Source organism: Melioribacter sulfuriphilus (assembly GCF_051488685.1).
Taxonomy (GTDB): Bacteria; Bacteroidota; Ignavibacteria; order Ignavibacteriales; family Melioribacteraceae; genus Melioribacter.
The window spans coordinates 277425-298124 of sequence record NZ_JBPSEH010000003.1 but is presented as its reverse complement, the minus strand read 5'-3'; the positions used below and the strand labels follow the sequence as shown (position 1 = coordinate 298124).

At 37.9% G+C, this 20700-nt stretch carries 10 protein-coding genes; all 10 read left to right on the top strand.

The features are described 5' to 3' along the window. The first annotated feature begins 26 nt into the window (after positions 1 to 26). The 10 genes from ACSSV9_RS06395 to ACSSV9_RS06350 are packed head-to-tail and all read left to right on the top strand — an operon-like array spanning position 27 to position 20693. Complete coding sequence (locus tag ACSSV9_RS06395; protein WP_437346409.1) at positions 27 to 2432, top strand: glycoside hydrolase family 31 protein; 2406 nt, start codon at positions 27 to 29, stop codon at positions 2430 to 2432. A gap of 50 nt (positions 2433 to 2482) precedes the next feature. Beyond that, a complete protein-coding gene (locus tag ACSSV9_RS06390; protein ID WP_437346408.1) occupies positions 2483 to 3637 on the top strand; it encodes an alpha/beta hydrolase in 1155 nt (384 codons plus the stop codon). A 34-nt stretch (positions 3638 to 3671) separates the two neighbouring features. Continuing rightward, a complete protein-coding gene (xyl3A, locus tag ACSSV9_RS06385) occupies positions 3672 to 6272 on the top strand; it encodes a xylan 1,4-beta-xylosidase (RefSeq protein WP_437346407.1) in 2601 nt (866 codons plus the stop codon). A gap of 9 nt (positions 6273 to 6281) precedes the next feature. Continuing rightward, the gene (locus ACSSV9_RS06380; protein ID WP_437346406.1) at positions 6282 to 9158 is read left to right on the top strand and encodes a glycoside hydrolase family 2 TIM barrel-domain containing protein; all 2877 of its coding nucleotides are present in this window, start codon (positions 6282 to 6284) and stop codon (positions 9156 to 9158) included. 5 nt (positions 9159 to 9163) lie between these two features. Beyond that, entirely contained in the window at positions 9164 to 11758 is a 2595-nt protein-coding gene (locus tag ACSSV9_RS06375) for a glycoside hydrolase family 31 protein (protein WP_437346405.1), read from the top strand. A gap of 52 nt (positions 11759 to 11810) precedes the next feature. Next, a complete protein-coding gene (locus ACSSV9_RS06370; RefSeq protein WP_437346404.1) occupies positions 11811 to 13244 on the top strand; it encodes a DUF1593 domain-containing protein in 1434 nt (477 codons plus the stop codon). 13 nt (positions 13245 to 13257) lie between these two features. Next, positions 13258 to 15777: a glycoside hydrolase family 9 protein gene (locus ACSSV9_RS06365; protein WP_437346403.1), complete on the top strand. Its 2520-nt coding sequence runs from the start codon at positions 13258 to 13260 to the stop codon at positions 15775 to 15777. Between the two features lie 6 nt (positions 15778 to 15783). After that, entirely contained in the window at positions 15784 to 17133 is a 1350-nt protein-coding gene (locus ACSSV9_RS06360) for a family 43 glycosylhydrolase (RefSeq protein ID WP_437346402.1), read from the top strand. Between the two features lie 5 nt (positions 17134 to 17138). Next, a complete protein-coding gene (locus tag ACSSV9_RS06355; protein ID WP_437346401.1) occupies positions 17139 to 18251 on the top strand; it encodes a glycoside hydrolase family 43 protein in 1113 nt (370 codons plus the stop codon). A 45-nt stretch (positions 18252 to 18296) separates the two neighbouring features. Then, positions 18297 to 20693 carry an alpha-L-fucosidase gene (locus tag ACSSV9_RS06350; protein WP_437346400.1) on the top strand — a complete coding sequence of 799 codons (2397 nt, stop codon included), beginning with the start codon at positions 18297 to 18299 and terminating at the stop codon, positions 20691 to 20693. Positions 20694 to 20700 lie beyond the last annotated feature (7 nt).

The following is a 20700-nucleotide window of genomic DNA, read 5'->3' as shown; positions in this document are numbered from 1 at the left end:
ACAACAAAAAATATAAAAGGTATAGAATGAATAAAAAATACATTCTCCTATTCATCCTCTGTTTGATTCTTTTGGCAATGACTCTTCAAGCCGAATCCTATTCATTCCAGAAAACAGACTATGGAATAAATGCAAGAATTAAATCCATTGGAGTTGAGGTTCAGTTCTTTAATTCTTCAATAATTAGAATAATCAAATGGCCTGTAAGCACTTCCTTCGATAAAAAGAGCCTTTCTGTGATTGCTCAACCTCAAAAAATTCGATTTAATGTAAATCAAACAGATAAAAATCTCATTTTAAAAAGCAAAGATGTTCAGGTATTGGTCAATCTGAATAATGGGCAAATATCTTTTTTAAATACCGCTGGAGCACTTCTGTTAAACGAAAAAGAAAATGGCTTTTCATTCACCGCTTTTAACGATGCAGGGAATCAGACCTATAGTGTTTCCCAATTTTTTGTACTTGACCAAGATGAAGCCATTTACGGACTTGGCCAGCAACAACAGGGGAAAATGGTTCAGCGTAACATTAAACTTCGAATGATTCAGGGAAATACAGATGACTATATTCCATTCTTCCTTTCTGTTAAAGGATATGGCCTATTCTGGGATAATTATTCTCCAACTATTTTTACCGATACTCCTGAAGAAACTTCCTTTAGTTCTGATGTTGGAGATTGCATCGATTACTATTTTATGTATGGTGGTAATGCCGATGGAGTTATTGCTCAAATGCGCGGACTTACTGGCAGGGTTCCTATGTTCCCTTTGTGGACATTTGGTTACTGGCAGAGTAAAGAGCGGTATAAAAGTCAGGATGAAATTGTGGGAGTAGTGAAGAAGTACCGCGAGCTTGGCGTGCCTCTCGATGGAATTATTCAAGACTGGCAGTATTGGGGAAATAATTACTTATGGAATGCTATGGAATTTCTCAATGCTGAGTTTTACGATCCTCAAAAAATGGTTGATGATATTCACGCTTTAAATGCCCACATAATTATTTCCATCTGGAATTCGTTTGGTCCAATGACAAAGCAATATAAAGAATTAGATAGTCTTCACGCCCTTATGGATTTTAAAACCTGGCCCGAATCTGGTTCTGATAAATGGCCTCCCCGTTTGGATTATCCTTCGGGAGTAAGAGTATATGATGCATACCATCCGCAGGCACGTGAGATTTACTGGAAATATCTTAAGAATGGACTATTCTCACTTGGCATCGATGGATGGTGGATTGATTCGTCCGAACCTGATCATCTTCAATTTAAAGAGAGCGACTTAGATAATAAAACCTATCCGGGCTCATTTCGCAAAGTGCGCAATGCTTATCCTTTAATGACAGTTGGTGGAGTATATGAACATCAACGACAAGAAACTTCAAATAAACGGGTGTTTATACTGACCCGTTCAGCATTTGCAGGTCAGCAACGATTCGGTTCTGTTGTATGGTCAGGCGATGTGGTAGCATCGTGGGAAGCATTGAGAAATCAAATATCCGCGGGACTTAATTTTTCACTGTGCGGAATACCCTACTGGAATAGCGATATTGGCGGATTTTTTCTTTGGAATTTCCCGGACAAATTGAACGACCCTGAATACAAAGAACTTTATGTTCGCTGGCTGCAATTCGGCGCATTTTGTCCGATGATGCGTTCACACGGAACCGATGCTCCGCGTGAGATTTATCAGTTCGGAAAGAAGGGCGAACCGATTTATGATGCCATTGAAAAATTTATCAACTTACGTTATCGGTTATTGCCTTACATTTATTCCACTGCCTGGGATGTGACAGCCAATCATTCCACGATGATGCGTGCATTGGTCATGGATTTTCCGCACGATAAAAATGCGCTTGACCTTAACGATGAATATATGTTTGGAAAATCACTTCTCGTTTGTCCTGTTACAGAAAATATGTATAACAAGAACAAGAAAGAAGATTTCGGTACGATAGGTAAACGTACACTATACCTGCCCGAAGGAACCAACTGGTACGATTTCTGGACCGGCGAGAAATTTACCGGCGGTCAATATATCTCCAGAGACACTCCTATCGACATTATCCCTTTATATGTAAAAGCTGGTTCAATCTTGCCTATTGGTCCAAAGGTGCAATATGCTACAGAGAAAAAATGGGATAATTTAGAAATTCGCATTTACGAAGGAGCCGATGGTGAATTTACACTCTATGAGGATGAAGGGGATAACTATAACTACGAAAAAAAGCTTTATTCAACGATAATCTTTAAGTGGAACAACAAAAGTAAAGCTTTAACGATATCCGAACAAAAAGGATCATTCCCGGGAATGTTAACCATGAGAAACTTCCGGGTTGTTGTGGTATCGAAAGGTCATGGTATAGGGATTGATGAAACAGAGTTTATAGATAAAATGGTAAAGTATAATGGAAAAGAAAAGAAAGTTGTTTTCTGATAACAGTTTTAAACATAAACCAACAAAAACTATTTATGGGGGATTAAAACATGAAACAAAAACAATTAACAATATTGTTGATTTTCCTATTGATCAGTGGAATTTGCTTTGCTCAAACAGACAAGCCGATCGTTGAGGATTTTAAACCAGCTTCAACCAATCAGCCTGGTAAGGAATATCCACAGGTGAATTCTGAGGGCAGAGTTCGTGTCAGGATTTCAGCTCCTGAAGCCAAGCGTGTACAACTCGATATTGGTGGTGTAAAATACGATTTGGTAAAAGATACAGCGGGCGTTTGGACTGGCGAGTCAGCTCCCCAGGATGAAGGATTTCACTATTACCAGCTGTGGATAGATGGAGCCGCTGTTCCTGACCCGGGTAGTTTGTATTTTTATGGTGCCATGCGCTGGGGAAGTGGAATAGAAATACCAGCTCACGATCAAGATTTCTATGCATTGAAAAATGTTCCTCACGGACAGGTGCGACAAATTCTTTTCTATTCAAAAAGTACAAATACAATTCGACGTGCGTTCGTGTACACACCACCTGATTATGATAAAGATTTAAAAAAGCGTTATCCGGTGCTTTACCTTCAACATGGTTGGGGTGAAGATGAAACAGGTTGGCCTAATCAAGGGAAAGTAAATCTCATTATGGATAATTTGATTGCAGAAGGAAAAGCCAAGCCCTTCATCATTGTGATGACCTATGGTATGACGAACGAAATCAAATTCGGTGGATTGAGAAATTTCGATATCAAGCCATTCCAAACAGTTCTGGTTGATGAACTCATTCCGTATATTGATGCAAATTTTCGCACACTTAAGGAGCAACCATATCGCGCGATGGCTGGACTTTCAATGGGTGCGATGGAAACTAAAATGATAACCTTGAAGAATCTTGACACTTTCTCTCATATTGGACTATTCAGCGGTGGAAGTATTACTATGGATGACGTTAATAACACACCTGGATTTAAAGAAAAAGTGAAATTAGTATTTGTAAGTTTTGGCGGTAGAGAAATCGAAGGTATGAAAAATAGACCCATGGGCGGACCATTTGGCGGTGATCCTAAAGAAGCTACAGAGACCATTAAAAAAGCTGGCATCAACGCTCATTTTTATGTTTCTCCAAACACAGCACATGAATGGCAAAGCTGGCGGCGAAGTCTTTATCAATTTGCTCAACTTTTATTCAAAAATTGATCGTTCCACTCAAAAATAATAAGAAGAGAGTACCATGGTGAAATATAAATATTTTATTGTAGCATTTTTGATTGTTATTGAAATCAATGCGCAACAATTCCCTTTTCAAAATCCAAATTTAAGTTCGGAAGAACGAGCAAAAGATTTGATTTCTCGCCTCACTCTTGAAGAGAAAGCGGCTTTGATGTGTGATGTGTCTGATGCTATTCCACGATTGGGTATAAAAAAATTTAATTGGTGGAGTGAAGCCCTTCATGGTTTGGCTAATAACGACAGTGTTACGGTATTCCCTCAGCCTATCGGCATGGCGGCATCTTTTAACGATGCATTGGTATATCAAATTTTCAACGCTGTTTCTGATGAAACACGAGCAAAGTACCATGAAATGATTCGGAGAGGAGGAGAAAACAGACGATTTCTGAGTCTCTCTGTATGGACACCCAACGTGAACATTTTCCGCGATCCGCGTTGGGGGCGAGGTCAGGAGACTTATGGTGAAGATCCTTACTTGATGTCGCGTATGGGTGTAGCTGTGGTTAAAGGATTACAAGGACCCGATACTTCTCGGTATCGAAAATTGTTGGCTTGTGCTAAACATTTTGCCGTGCATTCAGGACCTGAATGGAGCAGACACAGGATAAACTTAAACAATATCGATCCTCGCGATTTATACGAAACCTACCTCCCTGCTTTTAAATCTTTGGTTCAGGAAGCTGATGTTCGTCAGGTCATGTGTGCTTATCATCGCCTTGATGATGAGCCTTGTTGTGGTAATTCACATTTGTTACAACAAATTTTACGTGACGAGTGGGGTTACAAACATCTTGTTGTTGCAGATTGTGGCGCCATTACAGATTTTTTTACCAGTCATAAAGTTACACCCGATGCTGTCCAGGCTGCCACCAAAGCTGTTCTGGCTGGAACCGATCTTGAATGCCAATGGGATAATCACGTTTATAAAAAATTGCCCGAAGCTGTTGAAAAAGGATTGCTCACCGAAGAAGAACTCGACAGCCGTTTGATGCGTGTTATGAAAAACCGTTTCGATCTGGGTGAATTCGACAACGATAACCTGGTTCGATGGACAAAAATTCCAATATCCGTTGTCAATAATGAAGAACACCGAAAACTTGCTCTCGATATGGCTCGTCAATCAATCGTTTTGCTTCAAAATAAAAATAATATCTTACCTCTGGAAAAATCTTCTATTAAAAAGCTAGCTGTCATTGGTCCCAATGCTAACGATGAAGAAATGCTCTGGGGAAATTATAATGGAAAGCCTGTACGAACAATCACAATTCTTGAAGGAATTCAATCTAAACTTTCTCCTGATAAAATTCTTTACGATAAAGGATGTGATCTGGTAGAAGATAAAGTGACACAGAGTTATTTCGATCAGTGTTCTTTTGAAGGGAAAAAGGGATTTAAAGCGACTTATTGGAATACACCGGATTTTAGTGGCAATGTGGTGACTATCCAACAAATAACGCATCCAATCAAACTAACTACTGCTGGTCAGCATGAATTTGCGTCTGGAGTCAAGCTCGAGGGATTCTCTGCTAAATATGAAACCGAGTTTATTCCAAAAGTTTCAGAAGAGCTTGTATTCAAAGGTGGAGCTACAGGATACTTTGAACTTTTTGTCAATGGTACTTCAATTCAGAGGTATCATAATTGGCGTACGTTACCATCGCGTATACCTTTTAAAGTGGAAGCTGGCAAAAAGTATCATATCGAAATTCGATATGCCCAGATGTACAATTGGCAGGCAAACATTGAATTTGATTTTGGGAAAGAAGTGGATGTAGATTATACAGATTTGATTAAGAAACTTAATGGTATTGATCTGGTTGTATTTGTTGGAGGTTTGTCGAGTAAACTCGAAGGCGAAGAGATGCCGGTATCTTATCCTGGTTTTAAAGGTGGGGATCGCACAAACATTGAATTGCCTTCGGTTCAGCGCAATTGTTTGAAAGCGTTAAAGTCTGCTGGCAAAAAGATAATTTTTGTCAATTGTTCTGGATCTGCTATTGCCTTAACCCCTGAAACCGAAACTTGTGAAGCAATCGTGCAGGCATGGTATGCTGGTGAATCTGGCGGTCAAGCTGTTGCCGATGTTCTCTTCGGCGATTACAATCCTTCAGGGAAACTGCCCATCACATTTTATAAGAGTAGCGATCAGCTTCCGGATTTCGAAAATTACTCAATGAAAAATCGCACGTACCGCTTTTTCAACGATGCGCTGTTCCCATTTGGTTTCGGTTTGAGCTATACTACTTTCAAGATAGGTGATGCGAAAATTAACAAAACAAAAATAAAAGCAAATGAATCGATTGAACTCACAATACCTGTTACAAATACCGGTAAACGTGATGGTACTGAGATAGTTCAGGTTTATATACGTAAGTTAAACGATACAGAAGGACCAATTAAAACATTAAGAGGTTTTCAACGAGTCAATGTGCCAGTTGGAAAAACAGTTAATTCGATCATCTATTTACCTTACAATGCATTTGAATTTTATGATCGCACTATTGGAAAAATGTGTGTTAGTAACGGAAAGTACGAAGTATTGTATGGCAATACATCAGATTCTAAAAATATGAAGTCTATAAAAATTACTATCAAGAATTAAGAGAATAAAATGAAAATAAATACTTCTTCAATACTATCTTACTTCACCATCATCTTTTTTAGTGTTTCAGCAATGATACCAATTTCCTTCGGACAACCACAGACAATGGAGCTTTTTACTAAATCATGGTATTTCAATTTTGGCGATGTTCGGAATGGACAAGATCCTTTGTATGATGATTCTAACTGGAAATTAATTAATCTGCCCCACGACTGGAGCATTGAAGGGCTTGCTCAGTCCATAACAAAAAAAGAGGAGGCGCCAGAATTCAATATTGTGAAAGGAGAATGGAAATTCAATCAAGGCGACAACCTGGATTGGAAAAACCCCGATAGAGATGACAGTTCCTGGCAGATTGTAAATCTTCCCTCGACCTGGGAACAACATTCGAACTATACGCAAGATAATGTGTTTGGTTGGTTCCGCCGTGAGCTCCATATCCCTGCGGAATTAAGTGGAAAGGATATTTATATCAATCTCGGTAAAATCGATGATATCGATGAGACCTATTTTAACGGTGTGAAAGTGGGTAGCATGGGTTCTTTTCCGCCCAACTATGTCACTGCATGGGATGCAATCAGAAGGTATAAAGTTCCCCATGAAATTATTCACTATGGAGGTAAGAATCTTATTGCTGTTCGCGTGTTCGACGGAATTATGGGGGGCGGGATTTATGATGAAGGCGTAAAAATGACCGAGGGTCCTTTTGAATCCACTTGCCCGGGAGGTAGTGGTGCAGGATATATAAATGCAGGCATTGGTTGGTATAGAAAAATGTTCGGACTTCCTGAAAGTATTCGGGGTAAACGAATTTTCATTGAATTCGATGGCGTATATATGAACAGCGATGTATGGATCAATGGTATTCACCTTGGTAATCGACCTTATGGCTATTCCAGCTTTCAGTATGAATTGACTCCCCATCTGAAATTTGGCGAAGAAAAAAATGTTCTGGCAGTGAGAGTGAATGTGCAACAGCCTTGCTCGCGCTGGTATTCAGGTGCTGGAATTTACCGTAATGTGCGATTAAAAGTAACTGATCCGGTTCATATCGCACATTGGGGAACGTATGTGACGACTCCGGTTGTGTCTGAAAGTGAAGCCATCATTCGAATCGAAACAAAAATTCATAATCAGTCTAACTCTTCTCAAATCGTGAAGCTTGAATCAATCATCACAGATGACGAGGGGCACAAGTGTGGAAGCATCTCTTCAACGCAAGAGGTTGAAGTAGATAGTATCTGCACCTTCAAACAATCGATAAAATTGTCAAAACCCAAATTATGGACTTTAGAAAATCCTTTTCTTTACCATGTCAAGTCGAAAGTATATGTAAATGGTAAAATTGTGGATACCTATGACACGCCTTTTGGAATTCGTACATTTGAATTTACCATAGACAAAGGATTTTTCTTAAATGGAAAACATGTTCCCATTAAAGGGGTATGTCTCCATCACGATCTTGGATGCCTTGGGTCTGCAGTAAACAAAAGGGCAATTGAGCGTCAACTGGAAATTATGAAAAGCATGGGTTGTAATGCCATCCGCACAAGTCATAATCCGCCAGCGCCTGAGTTGCTCGATTTATGTGATCGTATGGGATTTCTCGTGATGGATGAGGCATTTGATGAGTGGAAGAAGTCAAAAACAATGTATGGTTATGGTCGCTTTTTCGATGAATGGTCAGAAAGAGATTTGCGAGACATGATTCGTCGCGACAGAAACCATCCCAGCATTATTCTGTGGAGCATTGGCAATGAAATTCCTGAACAGGACAATGCCAACGCGTACGAAATGGCGAAGCGACTTGCAGATATCTGCCGTGAAGAAGACCCAACTCGGCCTATTACTTCCGCATGCAATAATCCGGGAATTGCTGTCGAAAGTGGTTTTGCAAAACCGCTCGATGTGTTAGGCATTAATTATAACATTCAGTTTTATCAAACACTCAAAGGAAAAGCAAAATTAATTGCTTCTGAAACTGCTTCGACTGTCAGTACCCGTGGAGAATATAACCTGGTCCAAGATGGAGATACACTTAAGATTGTAAAAGAGTTGAACAACCAGTGCACTTCGTACGACATTACTGTTCCTAATTGGGCAAATAGAGCAGAAACTGTCCTCAAGGCAATCAAAAATTCGCCGTGGGTTGCAGGTGAATTCGTATGGACAGGTTTTGATTACATTGGCGAGCCAACACCTTTTGGTTGGCCGTCGGTCAGTTCGTATTTTGGCATTGTGGATCGATGTGGATTTCAGAAAGACCGTTATTACCTTTATCAGAGTCAGTGGACAGACAATCCCATGGTGCACATTCTTCCTCACTGGAACTGGCAAGGTTTTGAGGGAAAGGAGATTCCCGTCTGGTGTTACAGCAATTGTGAATCAGTGGAATTGTTTTTAAACGGAAAATCACTTGGCGAAAAGAAATTCTCTGACACAGATGATTTACATTTGGAATGGAAAGTTCCTTATGTTCCTGGAACGTTAAGAGCCGTTGCGAAAAATAAAGGCAAGGTGGTGTGCACGGACGAAGTTCAAACCGCAGGTGCGCCTGCCAAAATCCTCCTGAGCCCAGATCGAACCGAAATCAGCGCTGATGGTAAGGATCTTTCGTTTATCAAAGTGGCAATTGTCGACAGGGAAGGCCGTGTTTGTCCAAATGCCGACAACCTTGTGAAATTTAAAATTCAAGGCAAGGGCATTATTGCAGGAGTGGACAACGGCAATCCTGTTAGTCATGAGTATTTCAAAACCAGCGAACGAAAGGCATTTCATGGGCTGTGTCTTGTTGTTGTTCAATCCATGGCTGAAAAAGGAACAATCCATCTTTCGGCAGAATCTGAAGGATTGCAATCAGCAGAGGTTTTAATCCACGTGAAATAAATATCATGAAAGCAAAAAATATTTATATAATTGTTTTTTTTATAGCTGGAATCTTTTTTCAGGCTTTATGTAAGGCTCAAGTAGTAAAAAGTTATAATAAAAAACAGGATCGACTTATTGTTGATTTGTCTCTTGGTACTCTGAGTATTATCCCTTTATCTCACAATGCTGTCAGAATAAAATTTTATGTAAATTCTGAGCCCAACATTCCTGAGCTTGTTTTCATTTCGAAAGCCCAGACTCCAGAATTTCAGGTTGCAGATTTACCGTCAACAATTGAAATAAAATTGAAAAACATAACGGTACTCTTAAACAAACAAACTGGCAATTTGTCTTTTGCTAATCATTCTGGAAAAATATTTCTGAGCGAAGTAAAAGGAGCACGAAAATTAATTCCAGATTCAATTATGGGTGAACCTTGTTTTTTGGTTGAACAAAGTTTTGAAACATCAGCCGAAGAATATCTATTGGGACTTGGGCAATTTCAGGATGGACATTATAATTTGAAAGGAGTTACCCGGCGTCTGATGCAGGTAAATAGTCAGATTGCTTTACCATTTATTTATTCAAGTAAAGGCTATGGCTTACTCTGGCATCAGTATGGTCTGACCGATTTTAATCCAGCCGATAATTTTATTGCGCTCGAAAAACAGGACTCGGCAGACAGCAAAAGAATGGCTGAAGTTACTACAACATCAGGAACGCAAAAAGTTGCTCAGGATCAGTCTGTTTATTATGGAAAGTTTTATGTCCCTGAAGATGGGAATTATTCTGTTTTTCTCGATCTGGGCGATATGGGAAATCGCCATTATATAGCCATCGATGGAAAGCCGTGTATTGATCAAAGTAATTTCTGGCTTCCTCCAGCAACATCAGTTCTGGTAAACTTAAAAGCAGGAGAACACACGCTTCAAGTGATTTGTAAATCAACTAACACACCATCTGTTTCGTGGAGGCCTGTTGAAAACAAAACTACTTTTCGTTCGCCTCATGCCATGCTTATAGACTATATTGTGTTTTACGGCCCTTCTGCCGATAGTGTTATCGCTACATACCGCAAATTATCAGGCAATGTTCCATTGCTTCCGCTCTGGGCTTATGGTTTCTGGCAATGCAGGGAACGTTATACCTCAGCCTCGCATCTGGTAGAGACGGTAAAAGAATTTCGCAAACGAAAGCTCCCCATGGATGTCATTGTACAGGACTGGCAATATTGGGGGAACAGAGGCTGGGGAGTACCCCAATTCGACGAAACGAATTATCCTGATCCTTCCAGATTTATTAAAGAAATTCACGATTTAAATGCCCATTTTAACATTTCCATCTGGTCAAATCCTGATAAAAATTCTGAAGTAGGGAAAATGTTTGTGGAGAAAAATTTGTTTATACCCAACAGCAAATGGCTCGATTATTTCAACCCCGAAACAAGAAAAGAATACTGGCGAACATTAAGAGATAATCTTTTTGTTCATGGTGTTGATTCGTGGTGGATGGATGCCACTGAACCTGAAAACGATGCACTACACAGTACAAAAACATATATAGGATTGGGAGATTTTTATCGATTGACCTATCCTCTTTTTGTTAATCAGGCAGTTTATGAGGGACAGCGTAATACCACATCCTATAAAAGAGTGTGTATCCTCACCCGATCAGCCTTTCTTGGCCAACAACGGTATGGCACCATAAACTGGTCGGGAGATATTGGAGGGACATGGGATGCTTTCAGGCGACAGATTGTGGCAGGATTAAATTACACCATTACAGGTATGCCTTATTGGACAACCGACATTGGAGGTTTTTTTCGTCCCGGTAGATCTCAATACACCGATGAGAAATATCATGAGTTACTCATTCGATGGTTTCAATGGGGCGCTTTTAATCCAATTTTCCGAATACATGGATACATGAGTGAAACCGAACCCTGGAAATATGGACCTCAGGTAGAGAATACCATGCATAAAATATTAAACCTGCGTTATCGTTTAATACCATATATTTATTCTGAAGCCTGGCAGGTGACTTCAAACGGTTCAACCATGATGCGTCCATTAATTATGGATTTTGCTAATGATACAATTGCCATTCGCCAGCCGTATGAATTTATGTTTGGTAAAAATATGTTGGTAACTCCTGTTACAGAGGCAAATGCCAGAGCATGTAAAATTTACTTACCCAAAGGGGTTCATTGGTATGACTTCTGGACAGGTGAAAAATTGAGTGGTGGCCAGCATATCACCAGAGAAACTCCTATCGACATTATTCCATTATACGTAAAAGCTGGTTCTATCTTACCCATTGGTCCTGATGTACAATATGCAACAGAGAAAAAGTGGGATACTCTTGGAATTCGTATCTATCCTGGCGCTGATGGGGAGTTCATACTATATGAGGATGAAGGGGATCATTATAATTACGAAAAGGGAATGTATTCGACGATAAAATTTTCGTGGGACGATAAGAACCAAACACTAACAATTCATCACAGGCAAGGTGCTTTTCCCGGAATGATGACGACCAGAAAATTTGAAATTTTGAAAGTCAATGAAAAGGTCAAATCAGTGGCTTACAATGGTAAAAAAATGCACATAAAATTGTGATGATTGCATCCTCTAGTTAAATCATAGGTTTTTATTAAGAGGTCATTTATCTATGAAACAAAAGTTTTATTTAATACTATTCCTTTTTGTTCTCTTTCCAGTAATCACTTTGGAAGCTATTCAGAAGCAAAGATTAATTGTGTTAACCGATATAGAAAATGAACCGGATGACACCCAATCCATGATACGATTACTACTTTATTCAAATGTAATTGATATCGAAGGATTAATTGCTACCACATCCGTCTGGAAGAAAACCAATCCAGAACCTGAATCCATAATAAAGCTTGTTAAAGCATATGGTAAAGTTCAACCCAATCTGAATCAGCATGAATCGGGTTTTCCTGAAATGGAAGACCTTTTATCTAAAGTAAAAAAAGGAAATCTGAGTTATGGTATGGATGGAGTTGGTGAAGGAAAAGATTCTGAAGGGTCAGAGTGGATTATTAAAATGCTTGAAAAGAAAGACGATCGACCACTGTGGATCTCGATTTGGGGAGGTGCCAATACACTGGCTCAGGCTTTATATAAGCTTCATAGAACAAAGTCTGAAAATGAATTGAAACAACTTATTGCAAAACTGAGGGTTTATACGATATCAGATCAGGATGATAGTGGATATTGGATTCGGGAGAATTTTCCTCAGTTGTTTTATATTGTAAGTCCCGGTGATGATTACGGTAGTGCCACATGGATTGCAATTAATACGGTGGTTGATGGAATTGATAATACAACGATCAGCAATCAATGGATAGAACAAAACATTCAACAGGGGCATGGTCCGTTGGGTGCACTTTATCCAGATGTATCTTATGGAATGGAAGGAGACACCCCTTCGTGGTTAATGCTAATCCCAAATGGTTTAAATGTACCAGAGCATCCTGATTGGGGTGGTTGGGGAGGTAGGTATGAATTCTACAAACCAATTTTTGATAGTACACAAAAAGGAGTTTCAGGTTTACCCAAAAAGCCTGAAACCAGAAAAATTTGGACCAATGCTGTAGATTGTTTTTCTCCATATTTACACAGTGAATATGGACGTACAATAAAATTATATGAAAAAACATTTTGTGATAATAAAGTTACTTTATGGCGCTGGAGGGACGATTTTCAAAATGATTTTGTAGCCCGTATGGATTGGTGCGTGAAATCATATAAAGAAGCAAATCATCCACCTGTTCCGATATTGAAACATCCGGAAAACATTACGGTTAATTCTGGTGAATACTTCACGTTGGACGCAGCGGATTCTTATGATCCAGATGGCGATAATATTGGCTTTTTATGGTTTAATTATCCTGAAGCAAGTTCGTACAAAAAATTTGTAAAGATTGAATCTGCAGAGAATGCGAGTAGAGTTTATATCAAAGCGCCTGAAGTAAATAAAGAAGAAACCGTTCATTTTATACTAAAAGTCACTGATAAAGGAAAACCCAATTTGACAAGGTATAAAAGAATTATCGTAAATGTTAAACCAAGTAAATAAAGAAAGGAGTATCATGAAAGCAAAAATTTTTATTTTGTTTTTTTTAATCAGCTTCTCTGGGGCTTTTGCACAAAAATTTTATTTAAATGATCTTGAATATTTTGAAACCAGAGGAGCGAATGTTTTTGTTTTTAACAATAATTATGATGGAATATTTTTCGATGAGAAGACATCCGGAATAGAAATAATTCATCACGGAGTGCGGACGGCAACAGGTGGTGCGGTAAGACTCCGGCATACACCAGAACAATGGGATCTGATACCAATTACCCTCGATAGAAAAGTAGATAAAAAGAATAATACAATTGATGTTATCCTGCGGTACAAAGAATATGATTTTGACTCCAGAATAAGTGTTAAATCAGAAAAAGACGGATTATTAATTAGTGTATTTTTAGATAAACCATTGCCCAAAGAATTAGAAGGACATGCTGGTTTCAATCTAGAGTTTTTACCATCTGCATATTTTGAGAAAACCTATTTGATGGATGGAAAAATTGGTTATTTTCCACGATACCCGATAAGTTCATCTTACACAGAACAGGCGAGTAAAAAGATAAAACAATTTCAAGGGTTTACGACATTTGATGATAGAGGAAAAGGAGAATTTGTTGAGCCCAATCCTTTCTCAACAGGAAAAACATTAATTATGGCTCCCGAGGATTATGAACGGCGGATAAAGATTCAATCAGAATCGGAGCTGATGCTCTTCGATGGTCGAATTGTTGCTCAGAATGGCTGGTTTGTTGTAAGAAGTTTATTACCTGCTGGTAAAACAGGGAAGGTGCTTGAATGGCATATCCAAATTACTACCATTCCAGATTGGGTAAGACCGCCAGTGATTGGTTTTTCTCAGGTAGGGTATCATCCAGATCAAGAAAAAATTGCAGTCATTGAGCTTGACAAAAACGACAAACCACTAACAAAGGCATCATTATTTCAAATTACTCCTGATGGTAAATTTATTGAGAAATATACTTCAGAGATAATACCATGGGGAAATTATTTTCGATATTATTATGTGAAATTCAACTTTAGTTCGGTAAAAGAACATGGTTTATATTTTATTCAATATGGTCAACATAAAACAAATCCTTTTCCTATAGACCAGAATGTTTATGCAAATATCTGGCATCCTACGTTAGATATTTGGTTTCCAGTTCAAATGGATCACATGAAAGTAAATGAAGCCTATCGTGTTTGGCACGGTGTTCCTTATTTAGATGATGCATTACAGGCGCCACCAAATCATAAGCATTTTGATTTATATGCAATGGGTGATTCAACAGATACAAAATATAAACCATTGCAACGAATTCCTGGTTTGGCTGTAGGTGGTTGGTTCGATGCAGGTGATTTCGACATTGAAACTGGATCACATACAAGCGTAATCCTGAGCTTTGTTGATACCTGGGAGAAATTCAAAGTTGATCGTGACCAAACATATATAGATCAGTCCTCACGTTATGTTGATATCCATCGTCCTGATGGAAAGCCCGATTTACTTCAACAAATTGAACATGGTGTTTTGAATCTTGTTGCACAGGTTAAAAATATTGGCCATCCCGCTCGTGGAATTAATGTTTCAAATTTACACCAATATCATCATTTGGGTGACGCATCAACAATTACTGATAATCTACCTTATAATCCAAATTTGAAACCTTACGAATCCGATGGTACATCCAGTGGTACAATGGATGATAGATGGGCCTTTACAATGCGTAATCCTTTTTTAGATTATCAGGCCATTACAGCGCTAGCTGCAGCAAGTCGTGCTTTGAAAGATTTTAATCCTTCGTTGGCAAATGATTGCCTTACAGAGGCAAAAAGATTATGGGATGAAAATAAAAATAAATTTGATCAGTCTGATACATCGCAATTTTTTGGTTTTAGAAGAGGATTTATTCAAATAGATGCTGCTCTTCAATTGTATATTACCACTCGAGAAGAAGAATATGCTACAAAATTTAAGGAACAGATCTGGCAAGCATTAAATCGATTTCTTCCTATGAGTATTACCCCTGCTTTACAGGCATGTCCATATATGGATGATGAGTATAAAAACAAATTAAAAGATTATGTGGTAAAGTATAAAGAATACAATGACGGATTATTAAAAGAAAATCCGTATGGCGTACCTTCAATGTATAGAAACTGGGGGATCAATCCTTCGGTTATCAATTGGGGAATCACAAATTATTATGCTCATAAATATTATCCAGAAATCTTTGGACCTGAGTATGTATTTAGAGCATTGAATTATCTTTTCGGATGCCATCCTTATTCAAATGTTTCGTTTGTAGCCACTGTGGGAGTAAAATCGAAAAGAGTCATGTATAGTAACAATCGAGCCGATTTTGGTTTTATCGCAGGCGGTGTTACGCCTGGATTAATTCTCTTAAAACCCGACTTTCTGGAAAATAAAGATGATTGGCCTTTTTTGTGGGGTGAAAACGAATGTACAATAAGTGGATGTGCCGCTTACATTCTACTTGGAAATGCAATTAATGACATCGTAAAAAATAAGTGAAGTAATATGAAACAGATATTCATTTCTCTTTGCATATTTTTGATTTTCGAAAATGTCTTTGCACAAAACCCGATCATCAGAAATCAATTCTCTGCCGACCCTTCGGCAAGAGTTTTTAATGGGAGAGTATATGTATTCCCTTCCCACGATATTCCAGTTCCACCTAATAAAAACTTACGAAACGATTGGTTTTGCATGGAGGATTATCATGTATTCTCTTCCGAAAATTTAATTGATTGGACCGATCATGGAGTCATTGTATCGCAATATCAAGTACCGTGGGTTGATACTACTACTTACAGTATGTGGGCACCAGACTGTATAGAAAAAAATGGAAAATACTATTTTTATTTTCCAACTATTAGCAATATTGTTGATTCTAATGGACGAAAAAGATTTTCGATTGGCGTAGCTATTGCTGATAAACCTGAAGGTCCTTACATTCCCCAGCCGAAACCTATTGAAGGAGTGGTCGGTATTGACCCAAATGTGTTTATTGATAAAGATGGTCAAGCTTATTTGTACTGGTCTTTAGGAAAAATATTTGTTGCAAAACTTAAAGATAATATGCTGGAATTAGATTCTGAACCTCAAGTTATTAAAAATTTACCTGAAAAAGGCCTCATAGAAGGTCCCTGGGTATTTGAGCGAAAGGGTATTTACTATTTAACTTTTCCTCATGTAGAAAACAAAACCGAACGACTCGAGTATGCAATAGGAAACCATCCCCTTGGTCCATTTAAAATGGCCGGAGTAATTATGGATGAATCGTCTACTGGTTGCTGGACAAACCACCACTCTATAATTGAATTCAATGGACAGTGGTATTTGTTTTACCACCATAACGATTATTCCCCTCACTTCGATAAAAACAGGTCAGTTAGAATCGATAGTTTATTCTTTAATGAAGATGGAACAATTCGTAAAGTGATACCCACATTGCGTGGAGCTGGAATTACCCCGGCAATTAAAGAAATAAATATTGATAGGTATAGTAAAGTGAGCGATAAAGGGGTTTCAATAACTTTTATTGATACTTTAAATAAATTTAAAGGATGGAAAACTATTTTTAATGAAAAGGATGCTTGGATTCAATACAATGCCGTAGACTTTGAAAAAGGTAAATTTGATGAAGTGTTCTTCTCTGTGTATGCTGAAAATGGTGGATCTCTTGAGATTCGATTAGACCATTTCAATGGAAAGAAAATCGCAGAAATTAACATTTTACCAACGAATGAATGGAGAATCATTAAATCAAAGGTTTCTAAAATAGAATCTGGCATTCATAATATTGTTGTCGTTTCTACTGCAAACAGTCCTATAGAAGTAGATTGGATAAAATTTCATAAAAAATGAAGATTATGAATAAAATAAAACTCATCTTATTGTTCACTTTTTTTTCTTTTTTTGACCTGTCCTTTTCTCAGGAAATAGCAAATATTGCAGAAAATAATTTTGATAGAACTTTTTGTTATACCAATCCTATTACAAGAGACACATCATTATCCATGAGGGATTATTGTGTTATCAAAGTAAAGAATAAATGGTATTGTACAGGAACTTCACATCCAGTATGGACAGGTCCAAATCCAGGTGTACGACTACTTGTATCTGATGATTTGATTCATTGGAAACATCATTCATGGATAATCGATGCTAAAAAGCTTCCGCCTGATTGTCCTTATAATGGTCGGTTTTGGGCTCCTGAAATACATTTTATTAAAAACAGATTTTGGCTTACTGTAAATAGCGGTAAAGTAACTCCAGAAGATCCAAAAGGGATGAGTACACACAGTATATGGCTATTTGTTGCCGATAATATTACAGGGCCATATAGATTAGTGAATGGACCCTTAACCCCTCAGTATAATAATGATGCTACTTTGTTCGAAGATGATGATGGAAAAGTTTACCTGTATTGTAGTGGTAATGGACTGTTTCAGGCAGAAATTGATCTGGAAAAAGGAAAATTAATTACACCTCTTGAGAAGTTTTTAGATAAAAGAAGTCAAGGAAATCCTGATTGGATGATTGGTGGCATAGAAGCTCCTTTTGTTGTAAAAAAGGATAATATTTATTTTATGTTTTTTTCTTCGTGGACAAGAGGATATGAGGTTGGATTGTTAAAATCAAAATCTCCATTAGGGCCATGGGAACTCGCAAATCGTGAACCTATTTTTGGTTCAAGAAAAAAAGGATATCGGCCTGAACTTGCTATTGAAGGAGGTTACGATCATTTACAATACAAAGATAGTGAAGATCCATATTGTGAAGCGGGTCATATTGTTCTTTTTGAAGGCCCAGATGGAAAATTATGGTGTTCCGGTCATTGTTTGTTTTATGAAAAAGGTATGAATAGAAAGCTTGAACCATGGGAAAAACTTGAACAACTTTTCATTGAACCAGTATTCTACAAAAATGGTATGTTTTATATAAATGGACCAACATGGACTGAACAGTGTATTAAATACTGAATATAAAATTTAATGGATAGTTTCATAAAATTTATAGGTGCCTTTATGCTTAGAAACAAAAAAATACTGCTTGTTTATTTCCTTTTCATAGGTTCTTTATGGGCTCAACAAAATGAGCGGTTATATTTTCAACCTACCTTCGAATCTTTAGAAAAGGTAAATCCTGTTCCTGAATGGTTCAAGGATGCAAAGTTTGGCATTTATTTTCATTGGGGAGTTTACTCTGTTCCGGCTTTTTCAAACGAATGGTATCCCCGAAGCATGTACATAAAAGGTTCTTCGGAGAATAAACATCATATCGAGTTTTATGGAGATCCCTCTGAATGGCCGTATCACAATTTTATACTTGGAGCCAGAGATAAACAAGGCAATTTTGTGCAGTTTGCACCGAAACTGAAATCTGAGGGCGGAAATTTCGATCCTGAAGAATGGGCACAGCTCTTTGCTGATGCTGGAGCGAAATTTGCCGGACCGGTAGCCGAACACCACGACGGTTTTTCCATGTGGGCAAGCAAAGTGAATCCATGGAACGCTAAAGACATGGGACCGAAACTTGATTTAGTTGGTTTGCTCACAGAAGCTATAAGAAAAAGAAATATGAAAGTGATTCTTTCCATGCATCACGCATATAACATTACTGGATATTATGAACATGTTCCTCACACCGATGATCCCAGACTTCAAATGCTATATGGCCAACAGGGGAAAGAAAAAAATGAATCACTATGGCTGGCAAAACACAAGGAAATTATTGATAACTACCAACCCGATATTATTTACCAAGATTTTAACCTGCATCGCATTTCACAACCTGTTCTTCTTGAATTCCTTTCATATTATTATAACCGCGCACTTGATTGGAATAAAGAAGTGGTGGCGACTTTTAAAGATGGCTTAAATACAAAATGCGCTTTACTGGATTATGAACGTGGAGGCCCTACTGACCTTACTGATATCTACTGGCTTTCTGACGATGCTGTTAGTGCTTCCAGCTGGTGTTATACTGAGGGATTAACCTATTATTCAGCAAAACAAATATTACATTCACTTATCGATAAAGTAAGTAAAAATGGTAATCTCCTCCTTAATATTTCCCCAAAGGCAGATGGGACTATTCCGCATGAACAAAAAGAGATTTTGCTATCAATTGGTTCCTGGCTTAAAAAATATGGCGAGGCGATATACAATACACAATCGTGGGATTGGTATGGCGAAGGACCAACAAAAATGGGAGCAGAACATGGAGTGTTTATTGCGCCTCCTCAGGGGACGGCTAAAGATATTCGCTATACAAAGTCGAAAGACAATACTACTCTTTATGCTATTTTGCTTGGATGGGATAAAGAACAGAAAGAAATTAAGCTTAGACTATTGGGCTCCAACAGAATATCCCTTGAAAATCTTAAGTCAATTGAAATAATTAATGGTGAAAAAGGAAATCATCAGCCATTAGATTATGTTCAACAAGAAGAAGGGTTGCTTATAAAATTGCCCGAAGAGTTTTTCGAAGAATATGCATACGTAATAAAATTGAGTTTCAACGGTAAGATTCCTCCTCTTAACAATTATGCAGAATTGTGGGATTCAGAGCATTATTACATAGTTCCAGCTAATCATTATGGTAACCTGGTGTTAGGTTCTGACCTGGCTCTGACAAACAAAAGAAAAAATTATGAAAATCAATGGAAATTTGAGTCGATTGATAAAGGTATTTATAAAATTATCAATCGGGGCAATAATAAAGTTTTGTCTATTGACGATACTGGCAAAGAGCTTACTCTTACCGAATTCAGTGGCAAAGATAATCAGCTCTGGAAAATAGAGCTTACTTATTATGGACATCTAAAAATCTCAAACAAAAAATTTTCTGATGTTCTATTATCAATTAATGACACTATTATTAATGGGAGTAAGGTGGGCATCTCACGAGTTCTTTCTCCTTTGTCTTCAACATGGAAGTCTATTGAAGTTTGCGATAAAAAGCAGGAACCTTTCAAAGAACATGTTATACCAGGAATTATCGAAGCAGAAGATTTTGATACGGGTTGTGCCGGCGATGCCTATTATGATAAAAACAACATAAATGAAGGTGGCGAATACCGTCTTGATGAAGGTGTCGATATTGAGAAATGTTTAGCTGGTGGTTATAACGTAGGATGGATTCAGTCAGGAGAATGGCTGTCATATACGGTAACTGTAAAAAAGTCTTCACTCTATAAAGTATCGTTTTATTTGGCATCATCAATGAATAACGGGAAATTTCATTTAGAATGTGATGACGAGGTAATAACTGATATCATTTCGGCGCCCGATACAAAAGGATATCAAAACTGGGAAGTAATAACAACAACCTTAAAACTCGATGAAGGAATTCATATTCTCAAGTTTGTTGCCGATGGTAGTTACTTTAATATTGACAAGATGGTTTTTGAAGAGAAATGAAATTTTC